The sequence below is a fragment of the Rhodohalobacter mucosus genome (assembly GCF_003150675.1).
GTDB lineage: Bacteria > Bacteroidota > Rhodothermia > Balneolales > Balneolaceae > Rhodohalobacter > Rhodohalobacter mucosus.
Window position 1 is genome coordinate 32,054 of sequence record NZ_QGGB01000009.1, and the last position, 24,329, is coordinate 56,382.

Annotated in this window: 19 protein-coding genes; 15 read left to right on the forward strand and 4 right to left on the reverse strand. The window is 49.0% G+C overall.

Annotation, left to right across the window (positions count from 1 at the left end; all coding sequences use genetic code 11):
- Positions 1–142: 142 nt before the first annotated feature.
- Both hutU and DDZ15_RS12965 read left to right on the forward strand, forming a co-directional pair.
- Positions 143–1,810: a urocanate hydratase gene (gene hutU, locus DDZ15_RS12960; RefSeq protein WP_109647540.1), complete on the forward strand. Its 1,668-nt coding sequence runs from the start codon at positions 143–145 to the stop codon at positions 1,808–1,810.
- Positions 1,811–2,028: 218 nt separating this feature from the next.
- A complete protein-coding gene (locus tag DDZ15_RS12965) occupies positions 2,029–2,505 on the forward strand; it encodes a DUF456 domain-containing protein (RefSeq protein ID WP_109647768.1) in 477 nt (158 codons plus the stop codon).
- 131 nt (positions 2,506–2,636) lie between these two features.
- Here the strand turns inward: DDZ15_RS12965 and DDZ15_RS12970 are convergent, their stop codons facing one another.
- A complete protein-coding gene (locus DDZ15_RS12970) occupies positions 2,637–3,851 on the reverse strand; it encodes a 6-phosphofructokinase (protein ID WP_109647541.1) in 1,215 nt (404 codons plus the stop codon).
- 336 nt (positions 3,852–4,187) lie between these two features.
- On the opposite strand from DDZ15_RS12970, the gene hutH reads away from it, so the two are divergent.
- From hutH to DDZ15_RS13000, 6 genes are all read left to right on the forward strand, one after another.
- Complete coding sequence (gene hutH, locus DDZ15_RS12975) at positions 4,188–5,693, forward strand: histidine ammonia-lyase (protein WP_109647542.1); 1,506 nt, start codon at positions 4,188–4,190, stop codon at positions 5,691–5,693.
- 24 nt (positions 5,694–5,717) lie between these two features.
- Positions 5,718–6,941 carry an imidazolonepropionase gene (gene hutI, locus DDZ15_RS12980; RefSeq protein ID WP_109647543.1) on the forward strand — a complete coding sequence of 408 codons (1,224 nt, stop codon included), beginning with the start codon at positions 5,718–5,720 and terminating at the stop codon, positions 6,939–6,941.
- A gap of 12 nt (positions 6,942–6,953) precedes the next feature.
- Complete coding sequence (locus tag DDZ15_RS12985) at positions 6,954–8,069, forward strand: calcium/sodium antiporter (protein ID WP_199222969.1); 1,116 nt, start codon at positions 6,954–6,956, stop codon at positions 8,067–8,069.
- Positions 8,056–8,955 (forward strand): formimidoylglutamase, encoded by a 900-nt coding sequence (locus DDZ15_RS12990; RefSeq protein ID WP_158278716.1) that lies wholly within the window; start codon positions 8,056–8,058, stop codon positions 8,953–8,955. Before DDZ15_RS12985 ends, DDZ15_RS12990 begins: the two co-directional genes overlap by 14 nt.
- 194 nt (positions 8,956–9,149) lie before the next feature.
- Positions 9,150–10,340 carry a c-type cytochrome gene (locus tag DDZ15_RS12995; protein WP_109647546.1) on the forward strand — a complete coding sequence of 397 codons (1,191 nt, stop codon included), beginning with the start codon at positions 9,150–9,152 and terminating at the stop codon, positions 10,338–10,340.
- Positions 10,341–10,437: 97 nt separating this feature from the next.
- Positions 10,438–12,063, forward strand: coding sequence for a hypothetical protein (locus tag DDZ15_RS13000; protein WP_146198591.1), 1,626 nt, complete (start codon positions 10,438–10,440; stop codon positions 12,061–12,063).
- Positions 12,064–12,199: 136 nt separating this feature from the next.
- On the opposite strand, the gene DDZ15_RS13005 is transcribed toward DDZ15_RS13000, so the two are convergent.
- Positions 12,200–15,595 (reverse strand): preprotein translocase subunit SecA, encoded by a 3,396-nt coding sequence (locus DDZ15_RS13005; protein WP_199222970.1) that lies wholly within the window; start codon positions 15,593–15,595, stop codon positions 12,200–12,202.
- A gap of 262 nt (positions 15,596–15,857) precedes the next feature.
- On the opposite strand from DDZ15_RS13005, the gene rpmH reads away from it, so the two are divergent.
- The 6 genes from rpmH (at position 15,858) to DDZ15_RS13035 (ending at position 21,880) form a co-directional block, all read left to right on the forward strand.
- Complete coding sequence (gene rpmH, locus DDZ15_RS13010) at positions 15,858–16,013, forward strand: 50S ribosomal protein L34 (RefSeq protein ID WP_109647548.1); 156 nt, start codon at positions 15,858–15,860, stop codon at positions 16,011–16,013.
- A complete protein-coding gene (locus DDZ15_RS13015; protein ID WP_109647549.1) occupies positions 15,994–16,446 on the forward strand; it encodes a ribonuclease P protein component in 453 nt (150 codons plus the stop codon). The genes rpmH and DDZ15_RS13015 overlap by 20 nt, the downstream gene beginning before the upstream one ends.
- Positions 16,447–16,458: 12 nt before the next feature.
- Entirely contained in the window at positions 16,459–18,342 is a 1,884-nt protein-coding gene (gene yidC, locus DDZ15_RS13020) for a membrane protein insertase YidC (RefSeq protein ID WP_109647550.1), read from the forward strand.
- 177 nt (positions 18,343–18,519) lie between these two features.
- On the forward strand, positions 18,520–19,875 hold the full coding sequence (locus tag DDZ15_RS13025; protein ID WP_109647551.1) for an NfeD family protein: 1,356 nt from the start codon (positions 18,520–18,522) through the stop codon (positions 19,873–19,875).
- 95 nt (positions 19,876–19,970) lie between these two features.
- The gene (locus DDZ15_RS13030; RefSeq protein WP_109647552.1) at positions 19,971–20,747 is read left to right on the forward strand and encodes a slipin family protein; all 777 of its coding nucleotides are present in this window, start codon (positions 19,971–19,973) and stop codon (positions 20,745–20,747) included.
- A 110-nt stretch (positions 20,748–20,857) separates the two neighbouring features.
- The gene (locus tag DDZ15_RS13035; protein ID WP_109647770.1) at positions 20,858–21,880 is read left to right on the forward strand and encodes an isoaspartyl peptidase/L-asparaginase family protein; all 1,023 of its coding nucleotides are present in this window, start codon (positions 20,858–20,860) and stop codon (positions 21,878–21,880) included.
- Between the two features lie 20 nt (positions 21,881–21,900).
- Here the strand turns inward: DDZ15_RS13035 and tnpA are convergent, their stop codons facing one another.
- Complete coding sequence (gene tnpA / locus DDZ15_RS13040) at positions 21,901–22,383, reverse strand: IS200/IS605 family transposase (RefSeq protein ID WP_109647553.1); 483 nt, start codon at positions 22,381–22,383, stop codon at positions 21,901–21,903.
- A gap of 171 nt (positions 22,384–22,554) precedes the next feature.
- Here tnpA and DDZ15_RS13045 point away from each other — a divergent pair, with 171 nt between their 5' ends.
- Complete coding sequence (locus DDZ15_RS13045; protein WP_109647554.1) at positions 22,555–23,637, forward strand: Gfo/Idh/MocA family protein; 1,083 nt, start codon at positions 22,555–22,557, stop codon at positions 23,635–23,637.
- Between the two features lie 38 nt (positions 23,638–23,675).
- Here DDZ15_RS13045 and DDZ15_RS13050 read toward each other — a convergent pair whose 3' ends face one another.
- Positions 23,676–24,266: a DUF2911 domain-containing protein gene (locus tag DDZ15_RS13050; protein ID WP_109647555.1), complete on the reverse strand. Its 591-nt coding sequence runs from the start codon at positions 24,264–24,266 to the stop codon at positions 23,676–23,678.
- Between the last annotated feature and the right edge of the window lie 63 nt (positions 24,267–24,329).

Here is a 24,329-nt window from a genome sequence, read left to right on the forward strand (position 1 = left end):
TGCCGGCAGTTAACTGTATCTCTGTGGCCTTTTGGCCGCTGAACCTGGTTTCTCTGTCAATAGTCTACCTTAAAGTACTCAAAAGCGGACAAAATCCACATTTGGAGTTTCTAATTTCGATCTGTCAGATAGGAGGGTTTGTATGAATAAGCCGATGAAAAATATCCGGGCATATACCGGAAAACAGCTTCACTGCAAAGGATGGCACCAGGAAGCAGCTCTCAGAATGCTCATGAACAATCTGGACCCTGATGTGGCAGAGCGTCCGGAAGAGCTGATTGTATACGGAGGCGGCGGCAAGGCGGCAAGGAACTGGGAGTGCTACCACCGAATAACAGAAACGCTTAAACGCCTTGAGAATGACGAAACGCTCCTGATCCAGAGCGGGAAACCGGTTGGTGTTTTTCGCACTCACGAAGAGGCACCGCGGGTTTTGATTGCCAATGCACACCTGGTGCCGCGCTGGGCAACGTGGGAGGAGTTCAGGAAGCTGGATAAAATGGGCCTCACCATGTATGGCCAAATGACGGCCGGATCGTGGATCTACATCGGTTCGCAGGGCATTGTGCAGGGTACCTATGAAACCTTTGCAGAGTGCGCGCGACAGCATTTTGACGGTTCATTGAGGGGGAAGCTGGTGGTTTCTGCCGGCCTGGGCGGTATGGGGGGTGCACAGCCGCTGGCGGCCACGATGAACGGAGCCGCATTCCTGGGAATCGAGGTGGATGAGTCTCGCATCGATATGCGGATCAATACCGGGTACTGTGATGTGAAATGCACAAGCCTGGATGAGGCGATTGAGAAGGTGGTTGAGGCGAAGGAAAAGGGTGAAGCCCTGTCTGTCGGTCTGCTCGGAAACGTAGCAGAGGTTCTGCCTGAATTGATGGAGAGGGAAGTCATACCCGATGTTCTCACCGACCAGACATCGGCCCACGACCTGCGTCTGGGGTATATCCCGGCCGGTTATTCGTTGCAGGAGGCAGCTGAAAAGCGCGAAAATGATCCGGAAGGTTATGAAAGTGACGTGCTCGACTCGATGGAGGTTCACGTTCGAACCATGCTCAAAATGCAGGAAAAGGGTGCTGTTACTTTTGATTATGGCAATAATCTGCGCGGACAGGTAGCCGACCGGCGCGGGATGCAAGAGGCGTTCGATTTTCCGGGATTTGTGCCGGCTTATATTCGGCCGCTGTTTTGCAGGGGCTCAGGACCATTTCGCTGGGCTGCCTTATCGGGCGACCCGGAGGATATCGCCGTTACCGATAAGGCCATTCTCGAAACTTTCCCGGAGAAAGAAGCTCTCAGGCGATGGATACGCCAGGCTCAGGAGAAAATTCATTTTCAGGGCCTTCCGGCGCGTATTTGCTGGCTGGAGTATGGCGAGCGTGCCGAAATGGGCCTCAGGTTCAATTGGCTTGTGAAAAAAGGAAAAGTAAAAGCTCCCATTGTCATCGGTCGCGACCATCTTGACACAGGATCCGTAGCGTCACCAAACCGCGAAACGGAAGCAATGAAAGACGGCTCCGACGCTATTGCCGACTGGCCGCTTCTGAACGCCATGCTCAATACCGCAAGCGGAGCCAGCTGGGTGAGCCTGCACCACGGCGGCGGTGTGGGTATCGGCTACAGTATTCACGCCGGGATGGTCTGCGTGGCTGATGGTACCGATATGGCCGGACGCCGGCTGGAACGGGTACTGACCAACGACCCGGGGACAGGTGTGATGAGGCATGCTGATGCGGGATATGAACTTGCCGGACAGGTGGCGCGGGAGAGGGGTGTCGATCTGCCTATGAAAGAGGATAAATAATTTCAGTACTATTTAAGAGCACGTTGAAGAGTGTCCCTCACGACCTCCGGGATGGACTCTTCCCCTTTCCCATAGGGATCCCTACGGGAAAGGGGGACTTTTTCGGTTCAATTCCGTATCTCGAACTGTCATCACATAACCTTTTTGCCGGATTTTCGTATGATCCATCCGGCAAACCTGCCCAAAACATAAAAAACCGCCCTCAAAACGGATTAACCATGGATATCATACTTGTCATCATTGGCGCTGTTCTGATCCTGTTCGGAATAGCCGGGGCATTTTTGCCGGTCGTACCGGGACTGCCTTTTAGCTATCTGGGACTTCTGGTCCTTCAGTTTTCGTCAGCCCATCCTTTTGGCGTGATGTTTTTTGTTTACTGGGCATTGGTGGTCGTGGTTGTTATGAGCCTGGAAAATATCATGCCTGCAGTGGGTGCCAGGCGGTTTGGCGGCTCCAGGGAGGGGATTATCGGATGTCTGGCCGGTGCAGTGGTCGGGCTTTTCTTTTTCCCGCCTTTTGGTATCGTTATCGGACCGATTGTAGGCGCCTTCCTGGGAGAGCTCACAACCGGCAAGACCTCTAATATGGCGCTGCAGTCAGCAATAGGTTCATTTATCGGCTTTTTTGTAGGTACGGTAATCAAGGTGGTTACCGCACTTATTATGGCCTGGTATTTCTTCACGAACCTCCCCTGACCGAGCACTGAAACATAAACATGGTATGTCTGATGGAAACGGGGTGTGAATCTGTCCCTAACCGTGATGCTTAAATGTGCACCGTGCGGAGGTTGAACAGACATACCATGTCTTGTACTTTTACAGGCAGGTCAGTTTTTTGCCATCTCGCTTGCCATGATGAAGAGCGGCTGATTTTCAAAGCTGTTATAGAATGGCCGCAGACGTTCCGTATTGTAGTGTTTCTCCACATTGACCACTTTATTCCGGCTGGTCACAATTTCAATCGGAATATTGCTGTATCGTCCGTTGCTCAGTACCACGAGGCGTCCGTATACACCGGCCAGGATAAGGTCGAGAGCCAGGTTTCCAAACGCCATAGGCACGATCGAGTCAATGGCGTCGGGATCACCTCCACGCACCATGTAGCCCAGTTTCTGGTTTACGATACGAATCTCATGACCATTGTTGAATTTCGGTGAAAGGCGCTGCAGCTCTTCAGACACCAGATCACCGATACCGCCCAGTTTTTTATGGCCATAGGCATCCGTTTTGCTGTTTTCAAAGATCATTTCACCCCCGTCAAACATGGCGCCTTCCGATACAAGCACCATGGAGTACTTACTCGGATTCTGGTTTCGGTCTTCAGTGAGCACCTCCGTAAGGTGTTCCATATCAAACTTGTACTCAGGTATAACGCATCTGTGTGCGGCTCCGGCCATCGTTGGCAGCATTGCGGTGAAGCCGGCGTATCGTCCGAATACTTCCATAACCAAAAACCGTTCGTGCGATCCTGCGGGAGTGCGGAGGATGTTGGCAAGGTGAATGGTACGTGTTACGCAGGTACTGAATCCGATACAGTAGTCGGTGCCTGGCACATCATTATCCATGGTTTTGGGGATGGCAACAACATTGGCTCCCTCTTCATGAAGGCGAACAGCATAACTCAATGTGTCGTCACCGCCGATGGGTATCAGCGTGTCGATGCCGAGGAATTCAAGATTTTTCAGAACGTCCGGTGTCAGGTCGTTCACTTCATCGGAATAAGAATCCTTCAGATGATCGGGCACATTATCTTTTCTCACCCGGCTTGGATTGGTTCGCGAGGTATGCAGAAAGGTGCCTCCTGTACGGCCCGCTTTATTAACGATATCAGTGTTCAGTTCTATATAATTCAGGCTGTTGTCAGCATTCTTGTCGCGGATGATATCAATCATACCGCCCCAGCCCCGGCGAATGCCGATAACTTTGTATCCTTCACGAATCGCACGTATGGTGACTGCCCGAATTGCGGGATTTAATCCCGGTACGTCTCCGCCGCCTGTTAAAATTCCTATTACACCTTTTTTGGTATTTACATTAGCCATAAGATTAATCGATTTAAGTGTTAATAAATAGTTAGCAGCGGCAGCAACCGGTACATGCCCGGGCGGTAATCCGGGTCAGTTAAGATAAAGGAATACGTGTTTTTTACTATCAAAGTAATTAAAGCGGGAAGAGATTAAATTACAAGTCCGGAATTGGACTAATCGGTATTGTCTGCAGGAAAATGAATTTTTTACATGACCCTTTTTGATTCGACGCCCGGCAATTAAGGAGTGCATTGCTATCGCATTCCACATTATATACTTTTGATTATAGTGAATCACATTTACACCATGCCGTAAATCACTTGCGGACAAACGTTTCAACCAAATATATCCATGGATATCAGGGTTCATATCAGATCGCTCTACAAGGATTTGTCAGCATCGGTTGGGTACCTCAGAGAGAATTCCGAAAAAGTGAGGGATTCAAGAACCGTGGTGGAAAAAGCCCTTGAAGACGGCAATACCTACTATGGTATCAATACGGGGTTCGGAGCGTTGGCAGGTAAACGGGTAAATGGCGAGGATCTGAAACAGCTTCAGCGGAATCTGCTGCTTTCTCATTCGGTTGGGGTTGGCAACCCTGTTCCAAAGGAGATTAGCCGCCTGATGCTTCAGCTTAAGGTGCATGCCCTCTCTCTGGGTTATTCGGGAATCTCCGGAAAAACTTTTAACCGCCTGCTTCAACTCCTGGAACATGACTTAATCCCTGTAATCCCTGAAAAAGGCAGCGTAGGTGCATCCGGCGATCTTGCGCCTCTGGCCCATATGTCGCTGCCCCTGATCGGACTCGGGGAGTTCTGGACCACAGATGGTTCGGGTACCGAACATGCGGAAACGGTTCTGGCCCGGTACGGACTGGATCCCGTGGAGCTTCAGCCAAAGGACGGTCTTTCACTCATCAACGGCACCCAGCTGATGAGCGCATATGGTGCGTATGTCGCGGAGAAGTCTTTTCACCTGCTCAAAATGGCGGACCTTGTCGCGGCGATGAGTCTTGAAGCGCTCCAGGGTAGTATTACTCCTTTCGATCAGCGCATACATGACGTTCGTCCGCATCCGGGGCAAAAAATTGTAGCTGAAAATGTACGCAGCCTGCTTCTGAAGAGTGAGATCCTGGAGTCTCACCGCCATTGCGGAAAGGTGCAGGATCCGTACTGCCTGAGGTGCATACCGCAGGTACACGGCGCCAGTCGTGATGCCATTGATTATGCAGCTGAGGTAATAGAGAGGGAAATCAATTCCGTAACGGACAATCCGCTGATTTTTCCGGACGGAGATATTCTGAGCGGCGGTAATTTTCACGGTCAGCCCCTGGCGCTGGTACTCGACTTTGCAAAGATTGCACTTGCTGAAATTGCAAGTATTTCCGAACGACGGACCTATTTGCTTCTGGAGGGGCACGATGGGCTTCCGGAGCTGCTGATGCAGGAAACGGGTATCAACAGCGGATTCATGATTCCACAATACACCGCGGCTGCTCTCGTATCCGAAAATAAGGTGCTGTGCCATCCCTCATCCGTAGATTCCATACCCACCAGCCTGGGCCAGGAAGACCACGTGAGTATGGGCAGCATCAGTGCCATCCACCTGCTAAGGGTATTTGAAAATCTGGAGCAGGTTCTGGGTATAGAACTTTTTACGGCTTCACAGGCCCTCGATTTCAGGAAGCCGCTCAGGCCCGGCCGGGGCGTTGAAATTGCCCATAACTACATCCGGCAGCAGATCCCTCATGCCGTAAAAGACCAATATTTCAGAGACGATATCAGCAAGGCAGTGGCTGAGATCAGAAGATCCGAAATTATTGAGATGATGGACCGTGAACATATAGCATTGAATTAAACGACGACTCTTTTAATCTGAACCATGCCGGTACTTAAAAATATCTCTACTCTGTATAGTTGCAGCTTAATGGGAAAGCAGGCTGATATACATCCACTTCACCGTGCCGCACTTGTTTGGAATGACTCACGGATTGAATGGGTCGGGGAAGAGAGCGACCTTCCTGCAGAGTACAGTTCGTCAAATGAGGTAATCGATGCGGGCGGAAACATTGTGATACCGGGGCTGATCGACTGCCACACTCACCTCTGTTTTGGAGGGTGGCGTGCAGATGAGTATGAGAAACGGCTGAGCGGGGTGTCGTATCTGGAGATAGCTAAAGCGGGAGGCGGTATCCTCTCTACGGTTAAAGAGACAAGGCATGCGACAGAAGATGAACTCTATATAAAAGCATCCGCCATGCTTGATGAAATGATCGAGAGCGGCGTAACGTCTGTAGAGTGCAAAAGCGGGTACGGGCTTTCAACAGAAGAGGAGCTTAAGCAGCTCCGGGTTTACAGACGCCTTGCAGAGGAAAAATCTGTGTCGATTGTTTCTACCTTTCTGGGAGCGCACACGATACCTCCCGAGTACAGGGATGACAGAAAAGCCTATGTAGACCTGCTCATCAATGAAATGATTCCCGCAGTGGCCGGTCAAAAACTGGCTGCATTTTGTGACATCTTTGTTGAAGATTCAGCATTCACAATCCCCGAAGCGAGGAGAATACTTGAAAACGCAAAAAGCGCAGGACTGAAGCTGAAAGTTCATGCCGATCAGCTTACAACAGGCGGAGGAGCGGAGCTTGCAGCCGACCTGGGTGCAGTTAGTGCCGACCACCTCGAACGGGTATCCGATAAGGGGATCCGCAGAATGCAGGAGGCGGATGTGGTGGCCGTATCCCTTCCCATCGCTTCACTCTACACCTGGCAGCCATACCTGAATTGCCGCCGATTGGCAGATGCGGGTGTTGCCGTGGCTGTTGCAACTGACTTCAATCCCGGTTCAGCACCCTGCTACGATCTGCCCCTTGCCATGATGCTGGCCTGCAACCATGGGCGCCTCACACCGGCAGAGTCGCTGAAGGGAGCAACTATTTATGCAGCAAAGGCAATCGGCCTGGAAAGCATTACCGGTTCGCTGGAAACCGGAAAACGAGCCGACTTCAATATTCTGGCTGCTCCGGACATCAATCACTGGATCTATCATTTCAAACGTAAGCCTCCTATTCGTACCTTTGCATCCGGAACTGAGATTAAAAGAACGTAAAAATCTATCCCGTTGGCTGAAACAATTTTCTGGTTTATTGCAGGGCTGGCTGCGCTGATCAGCGGTGCCGAGTTTGTCGTGAGAGCAGCTTCGAGGCTGGCCGGGTTCTTTGGCGTGTCACGGCTCGTGATTGGCCTAACCATTGTGGCATTCGGAACCAGCGCCCCGGAGCTGGCTATCAGCCTGAAGGCAGGGCTTGTTGGGCAAACCGACCTGATGATGGGAAATATTGTAGGCAGCAACATCACAAATATTCTGCTCATCTTAGGCATTACGGCGCTGGTAATGCCCCTTAAGGTACATACCAGCCTGATACGGTTTGACGTGCCGGTAATGATTGGCATCTCCATCCTGCTTTTCTTTTTTGCACTGAGCGGCGCAATCACGCTGGCGGAAAGCGGAGTTCTGGCATTTCTGCTGCTGGTTTACCTGCTGTACCTTGGATTCCAGGGAAAAAATCCATCGGTACCCTCTGATGCCGAAAAACAGAAAAGGACGCCCGTACTGATTTTGCTGTACCTGATATTGGGAGTAGCCGGTCTTATTCTGCTGATAAATGGAGCCGGCTGGCTGGTGGAAAGCGCTGTTGTTCTGGCGGAAATGGCTGGTGTAAGTGAATTGGTGATCGGCCTCACCATAGTGGCATTGGGTACCTCTCTTCCCGAGGTTGTCACCTCATTGGTCGCGGCGGTAAAGGGTGAAAGGGATATCGCGGTTGGGAGCGTAATCGGCAGCAATATACTGAATATTCTGGCTGTACTGGGAGTATCGGGGCTCTTTATCCCTGAGATCAACGTACAGCCTTCCCTGATCAGTTTCGACCTGTGGATTATGCTGGCAGTTAGCTTTGCCTGTTTGCCGATCTTTTTTACTGGGAACAAAATTGCACGGTGGGAGGGTGTTGTCTTCCTTGGGTACTACATTGCCTATATGATCTATCTTTTTCTCTCTTCGGCTCAGCACGACGCGCTCGACACCTACAACAGCGTGATGCTCTATTTTGTAATCCCGCTTACCGTGATGACGGTTGTGGTGATTTTGGCTTATGAGTTTAAAAAACGGTGGCGGTTCAGGCATTTCAGAGGCTTTGGCGCTGCCAGGAAGGATGAAACAAATGGCAACGAGTGATCTGCGAATCAACGAAGTAATCGGTACGAATACCTCAGGGGCTGAGAAAGCTTCACTGATTGGGTTCCCCTCTGACAAAGGTGTGCGTATCAACGGTGGCAGGACCGGAGCAGCCAAAGCCCCGGAACAAATATTCAACAGGCTCATGCAGCTCACCCTGCACCCTCAACATAATGAGTTACACACCGTCCTCCTGCGGCATGTCTCACATCCGCATATGCTTCACTGCACCGGCAATGTTGCGGCGGATCAGCAAAATCTGGGAATGACGGTTGCTGAATCGCTGAAAAACGGATCGGTTCCGGTCATTATGGGAGGCGGACATGAAACGGCGTTTGGGCACTACCTGGGCTATTCAGAGACAAACAAACCGGTCCACATTCTGAATATCGATGCACACACCGATGTAAGGCCCCTGAAGGAGGGGCGGCCCCACTCCGGTTCTCCCTTCATGCAGGCGATAGAAGACCAGTCCGGGTGCTGCAGGTCCTATACCGTAATGGGGTTGCAGCCTTCCTCCGTAGCACGGGACCATCTTTCGTACGTGAACGAGAATGGAAAGGCGGTACTGGCTGATGACCTGAAAATGAAAACGGTTCAGGACTATTTCAGTGATCTGAGAAGCAATTCAGATTCTGACCCTGTTATGCTGACAATGGATATGGATGCAGTGGATCAGTCGCAGGCACCGGGCGTCAGTGCACCAAATGCGTCCGGAATCGACAGCGGCTTCTGGCTTGAGATTGCATTCTATTGCGGCCGGCAAGGGAACGTCGCTTCATTCGACCTTTGTGAAGTAAACCCTGCATTTGACCGGGATGATCAAACGATCCGTCTAGCCGCACTGACGGTGTGGTATTTCCTGCTTGGCCTTGCCCTTAGATAATAGCCCATGAGAGTCATCGGATGAGTTTATTCCGAACAGGCCGGGAGTCTGAAGAATAGGATGAATATCGTGGTGACTCATCCGATGACTTTTATGGTGCGTGTCGCCACTGAGGATTGTATTATTTAAAATTGATCTTAGAGTTTAATTGATTAGGTTAAATTAATAGAGATCAATTACTAGAGGGAAGAGCCATGGAAAAAAGGTATCCTCATAAAAGCACTCACTCTTTTTTAGCCATTCTCATTTCTACGCTTGTGTTTTTTGCTTTCAGTTCGGTAGATGGATCTGATCAATTCGATCGCCTGAAAACAGGTCATTCTGGCTTTGAGCAGCCACTGGATACAACCATGACCGAATCTCCGATGTCAGGTAAAGAGCTCTACGTACAAGCCTGTTCAAACTGTCATGGAATGGACGGAAAGGGAGGGTCAGTCAAACAGCTCGGCCTTCAAACACCTCCTGCTGATTTTACGGACTGTAATTTCGCGAACCGTGAACCTGATGGTGATTGGATTGCCGTTGCGCATCAGGGAGGGCCGGTTAGAGGGTTCTCTACAGAAATGCCTGCATTTGGAGAAGCTCTGTCGGTCGGTGAGCTCCAAAAAATCATGGATCACGTGCGTACGTTTTGCACAAATAAAAACTGGCCGCGTGGTGAACTCAACTTGCCAAGGGCATTGGTCACTGAAAAGGCATATCCGGAGGACGAAGTCGTAGTTTCGTCATTTATTGATGTGGAAAACGAGGGTGCGGTTATCAATGAAATTGTCTATGAACAACGCTTTGGTATGAGGAATCAGATAGAAATTGTTCTCCCGTTCGGTTACAGCCAAATGCCCGGCGGTGGTTGGAATGGCGGACATCTGGGAGATCTGGCGGTTGGTGTAAAGCGTGTTTTTTATCACAATTACAATAGCGGTACAATCTTCAGTTTAACCGGTGAAGTAATTGTACCTACGGGCGATTCTGCAACCGCATTTGGAAAGGGTACAACAGTTTTAGAACCGTTTGCCTCCTTTGGTCAACTATTGCCGGCCGGTGGTTTCTTACATGTTCAGACAGGCCTCGAATATCCTATGCTGCAGGATAAAGCTGGAAATGAAGCTTTTTGGCGAGCTGCCCTCGGTAAAAGCATTAATCCGGATCCCTGGGGGAGAACATGGTCACCTATGGTTGAGATGCTTGGATCCAAAGAGCTGGAATCCGGAACCCGGGTTCACTGGGATCTTGTGCCCCAGATGCAGATAACTCTTAATAAACGTCAACATGTTATGCTGAATGTAGGATACAGGATACCCGTGGATGATGCCGGCAGAGATTCTCAAATCATGATATATGTTTTATGGGATTGGTTTGATGGCGGTTTTTTTGAAGGATGGTAATGCAGATTGGATTCAATATGTATCGTTAATTTTCAATGAATGGGAGAACATGATGTATAAACATCTGATGATCATTATATCACTTCCAATTTTGACGATGGTTTTAGGAATTAGTATTAATAACTATCGTGCAGAAAAAACGGAGTCTGTACCTCTCATTCACGGAATGGAAGCTGACACGGCTAAAAAGATGCTTTTTTCGACTGCATCGAACTGTATGAACTGCCATAACAATCTGGTTACGCCATCCGGAGAAAATATTTCATTTGGTATCGATTGGCGTAAAAGTATGATGGCCAATTCAGCTCGTGATCCCTATTGGCATGCGGCTGTTCGAAGGGAAGTGATGGATCATCCTGAATCAAAAGCTGCCATCGAAAATGAATGCTCAACCTGCCATATGCCGATGGCTCACTTCCAGGCAAAGAGCCAGGGGCAAATGAGCCGTGTTTTTGCCAATCTCCCGGTTAATAAGGCTTTGACTCAACAAAACAGACTTGCGGCAGATGGAGTGTCTTGTACCACATGCCATCAAATAAAAAGTGATAATTTTGGTGAAAGGGAAAGCTTTGTTGGCGGATTTGTAATTGATACTGATAAACCGATGGGCCAGAGGGAAATTTATGGCCCATATGCCGTCGATCAGGGACGCTCAAAAATTATGCACTCTTCATCGGGCTTTTTGCAGGTTGAATCAAAACATCTCATAGAATCTGAGCTATGCGCAACCTGCCATACGCTTTATACCCACACATTGGGACCTGACGGTGAAGTGATCGGTGAACTCCCTGAACAGGTACCCTACCTTGAATGGAAACACAGCAGTTTTGTGAATGATCAGAGCTGTCAGTCCTGCCATATGCCGGAAGTAAAGGAGAGCACTCCTATTTCATCGGTATGGGGTCAACCCAGGGAAAATGTTTCAAGGCACTCATTCAGGGGAGGCAACTTCTTCATGCAACGCATGCTGAATCGTTACAGGGATGAATTGGGTGTTGAGGCATTGCCGCAGGAGATGGATGCTGCAGTTAATCGAACAATCGAACATCTTCAAACAAAGTCAAGCTACATCTCAATCACAAGTGCAGAAGTGGTTGGGAACGAACTGATAGCTGATGTTGAAATTGAAAACCTTGCAGGTCATAAGCTGCCTACAGCCTACCCTTCAGGGCGTGTTTGGATTCGTTTCTCAGTTACTGGCCCGGAGGGTCGCGTTGTATTCGAATCGGGTAAGGTAATGCCAGATGGTTCAATCAACGGAAATGATAATGACCGTGCCGGCAACTACTATGAACAGCATTACAGTGAAATTACAGAAGAGAATCAGGTCCAGATCTACGAAGCGATATTGGTGGACCCGGAAGACCAGGTAACTACCGGATTACTGACCGGTATTCGGTATATCAAGGACAATCGAATTCTGCCTAAGGGTTTCGACAAATTTACTGCAGGTGAAGATATTGCCGTTAAAGGATCTGCAGATGATGACAGTGATTTTACCGGTGGCAGTGACCGGGTTCGATACCGCGTGAAGCTACAGGATTTGAATGGAACGCTCAGGGTTAAGGCTGAACTGTACTATCAGCCTATTGCCTACAGGTGGGCCCGGAATCTCGATTCCTACGATGCGGCAGAGACCAATAAATTTGTGGATTACTATAATTCCATGTCGGAACATTCATCCGTTGTTCTCGCCTCCACAAAATTGGCGATTGTGAATTGAAAACATCAAGCTGTTGATTTGAGATGTCTGACCAGGAAAATGGTGTCACCGGATGATTAATTTCCGGAAGCGGCAGGCATCCCGGCAGATGAGATGAATTACGTGGAGACTCATCCGGTAACTAACAGGCCGGAAACTACTTCTCAATCAGAATCCAGCCCTCTTCATTTACCATCTTCTTGGCGTACTTCCACTTCACTTCCTTTATCTCCTGTGTATTCATATTCTGAACTTTCACAAAGTCATTTCTTCCGGGTTCATCTTCAACCGTGACCGGCTGTCGTTTTTCACCCGGCGCGGAAGCCTGTCGCTGCTGCTGGCCGTCTTCCTGCTGTGCACCCCGGAATCCCATATTCGTTGAATCGGCGTGCTGCGACTGAGCCTTGCTCATATCGTATTTTGACTTGGCCTTCTGAGCCTGCTCCAGACGGTTCGGGTCAGCCTGCATTTCCGGCATGGCTTTCCAGATCAGGGAAATGGTCTCTTTGTTGATCTCGTCGATCAGCACCTTGAACATCTCAAATGCCTCCCGCTTGTACTCCAGAAGCGGATCTTTCTGGCCGAAAGAGCGCAGGCCGATTCCTTCCTTCACAGAATCGAGCTCGCGAAGGTGCTCCATCCATTTATTGTCAATGGTTGAGAGGATGGCAGACCGTTCAAGCGACCGCGCCACTTCCCTTCCCTCATTTTTTTCAGCTCTTGCAACATCCACAACAATTCTCATACGGCGTATCCCATCACTGAAAATCACCTGTATTTTGGTGGGCTTGCGATCGGCGTCCGATTTCTGGATTTGCTGAATGATGCGATAGAGAGGTTCGGCAATCATTCGCTCTTTTTTGCGATATACCTCAAAAGCCTTTTCTATGATGTGGTCGATCAGCCCGTCTTCTCCCATGATAGCCCATTTATCGAGATCAATTTCGACCTCAACGGCCAGATGCCGAAGGATTTCATCGCGCAGCTGCTCAAATTCACCCTGTGGATAGTAATCTGCAACAAGTCCTTCAACCAGGTCTTCAAGCATATCGAAGATGTCGTTTTGGAGCTGGTCTCCCTCAAGGGCGTTACGTCTGCGCGTATAAACGACTTCCCGCTGATTGTTCAGCACATCATCATACTCTAGCTGCCGTTTACGGATGCTGAAGTTATTCTGCTCCACTTTTTTCTGGGCGCGTTCCAGTGATTTACTGACCCACGGATGCTGTATAACCTCGCCCTCGTCAAAATTAAGCTTGTCCATTATGTTGGCGATTCGGTCGGTACCGCCGAAGAGCGACATCAGGTCATCTTCAAGAGAGACAAAAAACTGGCTTTCCCCGGGATCTCCCTGTCGTCCGGAGCGTCCGCGCAGCTGGAGATCAATTCGGCGTGATTCATGACGTTCGGTGCCTAAAATGGCCAGCCCGCCAAGGTCTTTGGTTTCCTGTGTGAGTTTGATATCGGTTCCGCGGCCGGCCATGTTGGTGGCAACCGTAACTGCTCCCGGCTTTCCGGCCTGGGCAACAATTTCACTCTCATGGGCATGCTGTTTTGCATTCAGCACATTGTGTGGGATTTTACCCCGCTTCAGCATCCGGCTCAGAGTTTCCGATACATCCACACTGGTTGTACCTACCAGAACAGGCTGACCCTTTTCATGATATTCACGGATCTTATTGATGGCAGCGTTGTATTTCTCGCGCTTGGTTCTGAAAATAAGATCTTCCTTGTCGTCGCGGATAATCGGACGGTTTGTCGGTATTACGGTTACATCCAGATTGTAGATCTCATTGAACTCACCCTCCTCGGTGGCCGCTGTACCGGTCATTCCGGAGAGTTTATGATACATCCTGAAGTAGTTCTGAAGGGTAATGGTGGCGTAAGTTTGTGTGGCGGCCTCTACTTTTACATTCTCTTTGGCCTCAATAGCCTGATGCAGGCCATCGGAATATCGCCGTCCGGACAACACCCGTCCTGTATGCTCATCCACAATCTGTACTTTACCGTCCTGCACAATGTACTCCTCCTCGCGCTCGAACAGGGTGTAGGCTTTTAAAAGCTGATTGACGGTATGAATGCGGTCACCGCGTTCGGCAAAAAGCCTGTGAAGCTCGTTGAACCTCTTTTCACGCTCCTGCTTCATCTCATCTTTAATTTCAGCGATTTTTTTCTCTTTATAGTCATCGCTGAACTCATCATTTTGCTCAATCTCGCTTACTTTCTCACGGGTCAGCTCTTCCATCTCCTCTTCGATTTCAGACGTCTCCGTTCCGAGATCGGGAATTACAAAGAAATCGGGATCCTCGTCCTTTCGGGTGATAAACTCACGCCCTTTCTCAGTCATCTCAATCGTCTTCTGCTTCATGTCGACTGCGTAGTAGAGATATTCATCGACAATGGGCATATTCTTTGCATTGTCGGCGAGATAAATTCGTTCCGTCTCCTGCACCAGCCTCTGGTAGGTGGCTTCCTGCATCAGCTTTCGAAACTTTCTGTTTTTGGGAAAACCGCGTTCGGCACGAAACATGGCAAGCCCCGCTTCATCCATTTTTTCTTCTTCCACAAGCCGCTCGGCATCATTTACGAGCGAAGCCACAAGGCTCTGCTGGGCTTTGACAAGCGCCTCCATCCGGGGTTTCATCTCTTCATACTTCTGCTGGCTGTTCGATTGGGGAACCGGTCCTGAAATAATAAGCGGAGTTCTCGCTTCATCAATAAGAATGGAGTCAACCTCATCTATAATGGCATAATGGTGGTGCTGCTGCACAAGCTGATCCTCTTCAATCACCATATTGTCGCGCAGGTAATCAAATCCGAATTCATTGTTGGTTCCATAGGTGATGTCGGCCCTGTAGGCTTTTCGGCGGGGCTCGGAATTGGGTTCATACCGGTCAACGCAGTCAACGGTGAGGCCGTGAAAGTTGAATATCGGTTCGTTCCACTCTGCGTCACGCTGAGCAAGGTAGGTGTTCACGGTAACCACGTGTACGCCGCGCCCGGCTAGCGCATTCAGATAAGCAGGAAAAATGGCGGCCAGGGTTTTACCCTCACCCGTTTTCATTTCAGCAATAGAGGCATTATGCATGGAAACCGCACCAACCAGCTGGACATCATAAGGGACCATTTCCCACGTAATCTCGCTGCCTGCCACTTTCCACGATTTTCCGACAAAACGGCGGCAGGTCTCTTTAAGCACGGCGTAGGCCTCGGGAAGAATTTCATCGAGGGTGTCTTCGAGATTGTCAAGCCATTGATCTTCAAGTTCTGCGAGCTGGTCGGAAAATTCGCGCCTCTCTTCAAGGGTAATCGATTCATCACTTGAATCCATCTTCTCTTTGATGTTCGCGATTTGAGCGGATACCTCTTCGTTCCTCTCTTTGATCAGAGATTTAAACGACTCGGTTTTTTCTTTCAGCTCATCTTCGGAAAGGGTTTTCATCTCCTCCTCAAAGCTGTTGATCTCTTCTACAATGGGCCAGATTTTTTTCAGGTCTTTGGAGCTCTTGGTCCCGAAAACTTTGGTGAGAAGCTTGGAAATTTGTTCTAACATGAAGTTGAAAAAACGAGATTAAAATTAATTAAGTAAGGTACGGGTTCAGCAGTGGCTGTTCAACCACATTCAATATTATATAAGCAATAATGATACCATGATACATACGTGCTGTTTTGCGGTAATATTGTCATGAAGCGGGGATCGCGTCCCGTCATTGATTGAAGAAGGAAGAATAGGTTCGGTTTTATGATATTTCTTCTTATTTTTGGGGTCTATCAAAAACACGAGTTTGAATATTTTCACCCAGTAAATTTAAGTCATGAAACGTACGTATCAACCAAGCAAGCGTAAGAGAGCCAACAAGCATGGATTTCGCAAGCGAATGAGTTCGGCTGATGGCCGCAATGTACTCAAGCGCCGGCGTGCCAAAGGAAGGCACAAGCTTACCGTGAGCGATGAAAAAGGACCGAAATAGGCCCGAGCCGCTCTATCCTGATCAATCGCTTCCAAGATCAAACATTCTTCGGGGCAGGAACAATTTCCGGCGCCTGTTCGAAAAGTCAACCGTTTTGAACTCCAACTCTATTCAGTTTCGATTCCGAATTTATGACAATCCCGATGAGGGCTGTAAAATCGGATTCAGCGCTCCGAAGAAAATTATTTCTAAGGCTACAAAACGAAACAGGACGAAGAGATTGCTGAGGGAAGTCTACAGAACTAACCAGTCACACCTTTCCGATCTGTTCAATTCCGGTTCATTTGGATTCCACGGCCTGATTATGGCAAGAAAAAGCGGGCTTTCGTATCATGAAATAGCCGCCGAAATGGAGACGCTTATGCTCCAGGCCAGGAAAATTCTGGAAGCATATCTGTGCAAGAATGCAGGTCAATCTGAAACAACAACGTAATAAGTACTTACCTTGGACAAGAATACGGTTACAGGTCTGCTTCTCATTTTTATGATCACCATGGCGTGGGCCTGGTATACCATGCCGAGTGAAGAGGAGCTGGAACAGCAGCGCCAGGAACAGATGCTCAGAGACAGTCTTGCAGCGCTTCAGCAGCCCGATGCAGGAGATACGCTCTCTGCCGACGCCAGCGAAGATGCCCGCCGGCAGGAGCAGTTTCAGGATCAACAAGCTGAAGAAAGCCCTCTGCAGGACGCTCAGATGCCTGTGCTGCGAGAGCCCGGTGATACATCCCTGGGCCTTTTTTCACAGGAAACGGGTGTTGGGGATACGATTTATACGGTTGTAAAGACGCCTCTTTTTGAACTGGAGTTCACAAATCTGGGTGCGGGACCCGCACGCGTCATCCTGCAGGACCATGAAACGTGGGATCACAACCCCGTACAAATGATCCGGAATACCACCCGTTCCGCGTATTCTCTCGGTTTTCTGTCAACCGAAAACCTCAATATTGAAACAGACCGGCTCTTCTTTGAACCTCTCACTGACGCCGGATCTATTGATATTACGGAAGATGAATCTGCACAACTCAGTTATCGCCTGGAAGTAAACGAAACGTCGGCACTTCTGTTTACCTATACATTTTACGGCAATTCCTACATATACGACCTGGACATTACATTTGAGAACATGAGTCCGCTGATCAGCGGCACCATTGTGGATTTTGGCTGGAAATCGGCGCTCAACTATACCGAACGCGACCTTTCCCAGGACAAAATAAATACTGCGGCCTACACCTATGCAGGCGGTGTGCTCGAGAAATTCCAGCTTGAAGCTCCGGGAAGAAATGAGCAAACCATTAACGGAACTATCGATTGGGTGTCGACGCGTACCCGTTTTTTTGGTCAGTATATTAAGCCGGTTACAGATTCAAATGCGGCCGTAATGATTGGAGAGGTGACCGGTGAGCCTGGAGAGCCCGGTTCCACGCACTACTACCAGTCCAGGGTTCAGTCCAGCATCAGCGGTAATCCGACGCTGTCTTACGAGCTTTACAATGGACCGCTGAAGTACTACGACCTGAAAGAGTTTCATGAGCACGCCTACGATGTGGTTGAAATCGGATATGCACTCATTCGCTGGTTTGCCGATCCGCTGGTACGCTACGTGATTATCCCGTTTTTTGCCCTGGGAAGCACACTCATCTCCAACTACGGTATTCTGGTCATCATATTTGGGTTCATGGTGAAGCTGATACTCTTTCCGCTTACGCAAAAAAGTTTTAAAAGTATGGCGGCAATGCGTGAACTGCAGCCCCAGATGAAAGAGATCCAGGAAAAATACAAGGACGATCCCCAGAAGCAGCAGAAAGAGACCATCGCGCTCTATAAAAAAGCAAAAGTAAATCCGCTGGGTGGCTGTCTGCCTATGCTGCTGCAGTTTCCAATTCTGATTACCATGTTCTTCTTTTTTCAGAATTCGATGCTGATGCGTCAGGAGTCGTTTTTATGGGCAAGCGACCTTTCTGCTCCCGATTATATTTTGTCTCTGCCTTTCAGCATTCCGTTTCTGGGTGATCAGCTGGCAGGCTTTGTGCTGCTGATGTCGGCCGCTATGTTTATGCAGACTAAAGTGAGCGGGGGTATGAGCGGAGGTGCCGCACCAAGCGGCGGGCCCAACATGAAGGCCTTTACCTATATCATGCCGTTCATGCTGCTTTTTATCTTTAACAATTTTGCGGCGGGTCTGAGTCTCTACTACCTGGTCTATAATGTGCTTTCGGTAGTACAGCAGTTGGTTATCAACAAACAGATATCCGGGAAGAAGCCCGAAGAGCTTGAAAAAGCACAAACCTCGGCTGAGAAAAAACTTAAAAAGGGTAAAAAGAAAAAATAGCGGCCCGGGCAGGAGCCGGATTTTACCACAAGAGGAGACAAGAATCTTCTTTTCTTGCGACTTGCATAAGGATGTAGTTGCAGCCTTATGCACGCCTATCATAAAAGAATTGCTATATTGCGAATGTATATGCATGAATTGGAACCAATTCATGCAAAAACCGATTTTTAAGGTACCATGAGTAAAAATCTGATTACTGCATTCATACTCTTTATAAGCGGCTCAGCTTTTGTTTTGCAGGACGATACGCTTACCGTCAGCGGAACTGCGCCACAAAATGATGGCAATTCGGTCAGTATTATCCGGGTTGAAGGAATTATCGGTCCCACGGCCACCCAATATATCGAACGTGGTCTGCGCCAGTCTATAGAGGCAGGTGATGAGGCACTCATTATCGAACTGGATACACCCGGGGGGCTTCTTGATTCCACCCAGGATATTGTTCAGGCCATGCTGGGGTCCGAACACCCCATCGTGGTTTATGTTTCGCCACAGGGTGCCAATGCCGGAAGTGCAGGTACCTTTATTACACTTGCTGCCCATATTGCTGTAATGGCTCCCGGGACAAACATCGGAGCGGCATCGCCGGTATCGATGGGCGGCGGTGAAATGGATACGGTGGCCCAGACCAAAATATTCAACTATTCGGAAAGCTACATTGAATCGATTGCCGAGCAGCGCGACCGGAATGTAGAATGGGCGAAGTCGGCTGTGCGCGACGGTGCATCCATAACATCTACGGAGGCGCTTGAAATAAATGTTATCGACCTGATTGCCGATGGAATGGATGATCTTCTGAACCAGATCGACGGGATGGAAGTTGAAGGAGACACCCTTAACACAAGGGATGCTGAGCAAAATAGAATTCCCAGAAACCTTGCGGAGATATTTTTCAGCTTTCTGATCCGGCCCGAAGTTATGCTGATCTTGACTTTGGTGGCGATTTATGGAATTATAGGTGAAGTAACGAATCCCGGCGCTATCGTGCCCGGTGTTGCAGGTGTGATTGCGCTTATACTGCTGCTTTACGGCGTTGCCGCCATGCCGGTAAATCTGGCGGGTTTTCTGCTGATCGGATTGGCGATTATTCTTTTTGTCGCTGAAGCGTTCACCCCTGCTTTTGGCCTATTGATAACAGGAGGAGCCGTGGCTTTCTTTTTGGGTGCATTGATGTTATTTCAGGATCTGCCGGACGAAATTCAGATTTCGCTCTACTGGCTAATTCCGGCTACGCTGCTCACGGCGGCATTTTTCGGATGGATTGTCACGTATGGGATAAAATCGCTATTTAATCCGGCCAGAACCGGAATTGAATCTACAATAGGCAAGCGCGCTGAGGTCACAGATCCGATACTGCCCGGACAGGAGGGACGTGTCTTTTTTGACGGTGAATTCTGGACTGCCGAGAGCGATGAGGTTCTGAATGAGGGTGATGTTTGTGAAATCGTCAGGTACAATGGATTAAAAGTGGTTGTGAGGTCAGTTGATAATGTGGAAGCTGAAAAAGAAAATGCCGGACAACAGACCGATTGACCTCCCGGTAATACACTGAAAGACAATTATCGGATCATAAGATTCCGGTAATCGCGGAAACCAATTTGAAATAATAACTAAAAGAAACAATTACTATGGAAGATGCTGGTCAATTAACAAACCTGCTTGTATGGGTTATTACAGTAGTCATTTTTCTCTCTGTGTTTTTACCGCAGATGTTCAAAATTATGCGGGAATATGAACGCGGAGTGGTATTCCGGCTCGGTAAGTTTCAAAGCACCAAAGGGCCCGGGCTTATTGTACTGATTCCATTTATTGATAAGGTTGAAAGAGTGGATTTACGCGTTCTCACCATCAATGTGGAGCGGCAGGAAGTGATCACCAAAGACAACGTGACGGTTAATGTGGATGCCATAACATTTTTCCGGGTTGTGGATGCCGAAAAAGCAGTCATTCAGGTTGAGCGCTACATTGCCGCCACATCCATGCTTGCACAAACGACCCTTCGGAGTGTTCTAGGACAGTTTGAGCTTGATGAACTGCTGGCTGAACGCGATAAGATCAATAAGAAAATTCAGACCATTATTGACCGCCAAACCGATCCATGGGGAATTAAAGTGGTTTCTGTTGAGGTAAAAGACGTTATTCTCCCGGAAAGCATGAAGAGAGCCATGGCGCGGCAGGCTGAAAGTGAACGTGACAGACGTGCTAAAATCATTAATGCACAGGGTGAATATGAGGCTGCCACAAAACTGGTTGAAGCCGGTGAAATGATTGAGAAAACGCCTACCGCACTGCAGCTCCGATTCCTGCAAACCATGAATGAGATCAGTGAAGAGAATGCAACATTTGCATTCCTTCCGCTGCCGATGGACTTTCTGGAATCGTTCAGGCCAAAGAAAAAGGAATAGATTCTCCTCGTTAACATGATTTAAAACCCGGGTTGCCAACAGCCCGGGTTTTTTTATGTACATTTATACGATATGTTTTTTGCACAATGCTTAACCAAAACGATGGATTCATGAACAGAATTTTGTCACTGTTATCACTTTTTACCCTTCTTTTGATAGTAACGGCCTCCTGCCAGCAGAGCGAACCGCAACCTGCCCAGAAGGAGTGGGCCATTGCACTGCACGGTGGCGCGGGCACCATTTCACAGGATCTGCCTGATTCCGTTAAAGCACGCTACTATGCAGGCCTGGAAGAGGCCCTTCGGGTCGGTGAGCTTGTGCTGCGTGACGGAGGCACCGCCCTTGACGCAGTTGAAAATGTGGTTAACACACTTGAAGACAATCCGCTATTCAATGCAGGTCGTGGTGCCGTTTTTACCGCAGAAGGCCGGCATGAGCTTGACGCTGCCATTATGGACGGCAGCACACTTGCAGCCGGTGCGGTTACAGGACTTACCACAGTGAAAAACCCGGTAAGCCTGGCCAGGATTGTCATGCAGGAGTCGCGCCATATTTTCTTCTCCGGTGTCGGTGCTGAGGAGTATGCCGATCAAACATCCGTGGAGAGGGTAGATAACGACTATTTTCATACGCAGAACCGCTATGAGCAGTGGCAGCGTTCGCAGGAGCAGGCTTCAGCAGAGTCAACTCCAATGACCATGGAAAAGTGGATTGAAGACTCCAAGTTTGGCACAGTGGGAGCCGTTGCGCTCGACTCAGAGGGACGCCTGGCTGCAGCAACATCCACCGGGGGTATGACCAACAAACAGTTCGGAAGAGTCGGTGATGTGCCTATAATCGGTTCCGGTACATTTGCCAATCATGTAGCCGCCGTATCCGCAACCGGATGGGGCGAACAGATTATGCGCAATGTGTCGGCTAACACCATCGCCAACCATATGGAGTTTACCGGCTCCTCACTCGAAGAAGCCATGAATTTTGTGGTTACCGAACGTTTAAATCCGGGCGATGCAGGATTCATTGGAGTGGACAGCCTTGGAAACATTTCCATGCAAATGAACACAGCGGGAATGTTCCGCGCCTCTCTCGATGCGGATGGCAACCGTACGGTCATGATCTGGCAGGACGAATAACCGCCGCAGCCGGCTCCGGTTCAGAGAATTGGCTCTCCGTTGAATTTCATAAAACGGGTTTCAATCTCATGATTTGATTCCCGTATTACGTTTTTGAGCCTGCTGTACTCAGTTTCAAATGCCGTTTTTTCGTGAAGCTCTTTCTGATTGCGAATGTAGGACCTGTAGAGGGAAAGTTCAGATTGGTGAATCGTGTGTGCCAGGTAACCGGATTGCCATCTGAAGATCCTTTTTTCAGGATAAAAGGTATCATTCATCCACCTCGATGAGATACTTTTTACATTTTGCATTGTCATGCTTACGGAAATGTGTGGTGAAAGGGAGAGCAGCAGGTGTGCGTGGTTTTCCTCCCCCCCGATTTCGTGCACGTCCATTTTCATTCGCCTGCAAATGCCTCCCATATAACTCCAGAGCCTTTTTTGCATGGGCTGAAGTATAAAAGGTTTATTATCGCGTGTTCCAAACAGGAAGTGTACGTAGGAACGGTGTATAATTCTGTCCATATTTCTCTCCTTATCTTGTTTTATGTATCTGATTGTATGAACCGGAAAACCGGAATCCCTTACAAAAAAACAAACAGCTGCCTATTCGGAACCCTTGAAACTTTTTCTTTATTTCAGGAAGATGCATATGATTCAATCCGTTAACAGAAACTGAATAGTACAGCTCATCTTATGAACAGACGACGATTTCTTAAGCAGGCCGGCTCCGCAGCTACACTTGCAGCTATAGGTTTCCCGAACATTCTGATCCCTAAAAAAAGAGAAAAGCTTGGCGTGGCGCTGGTTGGGCTTGGAGGGTATGCCACCGGCCGTCTGGCTCCGGGACTTCAGCTTACCGAACACTGCGAACTTCGCGGAATCGTGACAGGTTCGCCGGAAAAAATTCCGCTATGGCAACAGCGCTATCAGATCCCTGACCGAAATGTATATTCGTATGAGACCATGCATGAGGTAGCCAATAATGAAGAAATTGATATCATTTACGTGGTTACGCCTCCGGCACTCCATGCGCGATATTCCATTATCGGTGCCGAGGCCGGTAAACACGTCTGGTGTGAGAAACCGATGGCTATGGATGAGCAGGAGTGTCTGTCGATTATAGATGCTGCAGAAAAGAACCGTGTACAGCTAACGATCGGCTACCGCATGCAGCATGAGCCGAATACACAGACCATTATCCGATACGGCCGTGAAGAAACATATGGCGCGATAACAAGTGTGAGCACAGGTGCGGGCTACAGCGGTGCACACCCTGACCCTGATAACTGGCGCAGAATCGGCCGCATGGGAGGGGGTGCGCTATACGATATGGGAGTGTACCCTATAAACGGGGCCCGTTACGCAACCGGAATGGAACCTATAGCGGTTTCGGGACGCCAATGGTCCGTGAGGGAGGAGATGTACAGTGATGTGGATGAGTTCACCGAGTTTACACTCGAATTCCCAAATGGCGTGGTAGCCGCAGGTGAAACAAGTTTTGGGAAATCTACCAACTATCTGGATATAGACTGCTCGGATGGCTGGTACAGGCTAAGGCCCTTTCAATCATACAGCGGCGTGCAGGGCGAAACAAGTGACGGCACGCAGCTTCCGCCCGATCCCAATCACCAGCAGGCCCGGCAAATGGATAATGATGCGCTCGCTATTAAGGAGAATCGCGCTCCCATTGTGCCCGGTGAAGACGGCCTGGCCGATATACGGATCGTTCGGGCTATCATGGAATCCTCACGCACCGGATCCAGAATAGAACTGTGAGAGGGTTCCGTACCTAAAAAAGCTTGTTAACTGTCCATTTATCGGTTCACGCTGACCGGCACACTGATTTTCAGCTCTTCCCAGACCAGTTCGATAACGCCGCTGTTATCGGTTTGGGGAACCACTGAATAGGCAAGCTGTTCGGTAAATTCTGATTCTGAAGGAACCACGGTAATCCGCGTAACATCGAGAGCTTCATCATATTCGCCTGCCTGATGCTGGTCCCAGTTTTCATTCAGGATTACGGTCCAGTCTTCTTCACCAGGAATCGTAAAAAAGGCATATTTGCCGGCAGGAACCTGATTTCCGTCAACAAGCACATCATTTTCAAACTCAATGGACGTTGCCATGTGCGCACCGCTGACCCAGATTTCGTTGTAGGGAACCAGTTCGCCCCAGATCACGCGTTCCCTGACGGAAGGCGCACTGTAATCGATGGTTATTTCTGTATTCCCTATTTCAGCTGAAACCTCCCGCGGCGGACTAAGCACCTCCTGCTCATCCGTAGTATCCGCCTCCGACATTTCCGTCTGACTCTGCATGTCTTCATCAGCCGGGCTGTCGGAACCGGAGCTGCATGAAGTAAAAAGTAAAAAGAAAAGAACCGGAAGAACATTCAGTAATTTCATAGGTAGCTTAATGTAGTTTAGTAACTGTTTGATTTATGCAGAAAACATCTCGGATATTCATCT

Bases quoted from the DNA above. Each gene is read 5' to 3' on its own strand.
- rpmH (WP_109647548.1), top strand. From the start codon at position 15,858: ATGAAACGTACGTATCAACCAAGCAAGCGTAAGAGAGCCAACAAGCAT.
- tnpA (WP_109647553.1), bottom strand. From the start codon at position 22,383: ATGGACAGAATTATACACCGTTCCTACGTACACTTCCTGTTTGGAACA.
- DDZ15_RS13050 (WP_109647555.1), bottom strand. From the start codon at position 24,266: ATGAAATTACTGAATGTTCTTCCGGTTCTTTTCTTTTTACTTTTTACT.
- DDZ15_RS12995 (WP_109647546.1), top strand. From the start codon at position 9,150: ATGGAAAAAAGGTATCCTCATAAAAGCACTCACTCTTTTTTAGCCATT.
- DDZ15_RS13015 (WP_109647549.1), top strand. From the start codon at position 15,994: ATGAAAAAGGACCGAAATAGGCCCGAGCCGCTCTATCCTGATCAATCG.
- DDZ15_RS13005 (WP_199222970.1), bottom strand. From the start codon at position 15,595: ATGTTAGAACAAATTTCCAAGCTTCTCACCAAAGTTTTCGGGACCAAG.
- hutU (WP_109647540.1), top strand. From the start codon at position 143: ATGAATAAGCCGATGAAAAATATCCGGGCATATACCGGAAAACAGCTT.
- DDZ15_RS13035 (WP_109647770.1), top strand. From the start codon at position 20,858: ATGAACAGAATTTTGTCACTGTTATCACTTTTTACCCTTCTTTTGATA.
- hutH (WP_109647542.1), top strand. From the start codon at position 4,188: ATGGATATCAGGGTTCATATCAGATCGCTCTACAAGGATTTGTCAGCA.
- DDZ15_RS12990 (WP_158278716.1), top strand. From the start codon at position 8,056: ATGGCAACGAGTGATCTGCGAATCAACGAAGTAATCGGTACGAATACC.
- DDZ15_RS12965 (WP_109647768.1), top strand. From the start codon at position 2,029: ATGGATATCATACTTGTCATCATTGGCGCTGTTCTGATCCTGTTCGGA.
- DDZ15_RS13000 (WP_146198591.1), top strand. From the start codon at position 10,438: ATGGTTTTAGGAATTAGTATTAATAACTATCGTGCAGAAAAAACGGAG.
- DDZ15_RS12970 (WP_109647541.1), bottom strand. From the start codon at position 3,851: ATGGCTAATGTAAATACCAAAAAAGGTGTAATAGGAATTTTAACAGGC.
- DDZ15_RS13030 (WP_109647552.1), top strand. From the start codon at position 19,971: ATGGAAGATGCTGGTCAATTAACAAACCTGCTTGTATGGGTTATTACA.
- hutI (WP_109647543.1), top strand. From the start codon at position 5,718: ATGCCGGTACTTAAAAATATCTCTACTCTGTATAGTTGCAGCTTAATG.
- DDZ15_RS13045 (WP_109647554.1), top strand. From the start codon at position 22,555: ATGAACAGACGACGATTTCTTAAGCAGGCCGGCTCCGCAGCTACACTT.
- DDZ15_RS13025 (WP_109647551.1), top strand. From the start codon at position 18,520: ATGAGTAAAAATCTGATTACTGCATTCATACTCTTTATAAGCGGCTCA.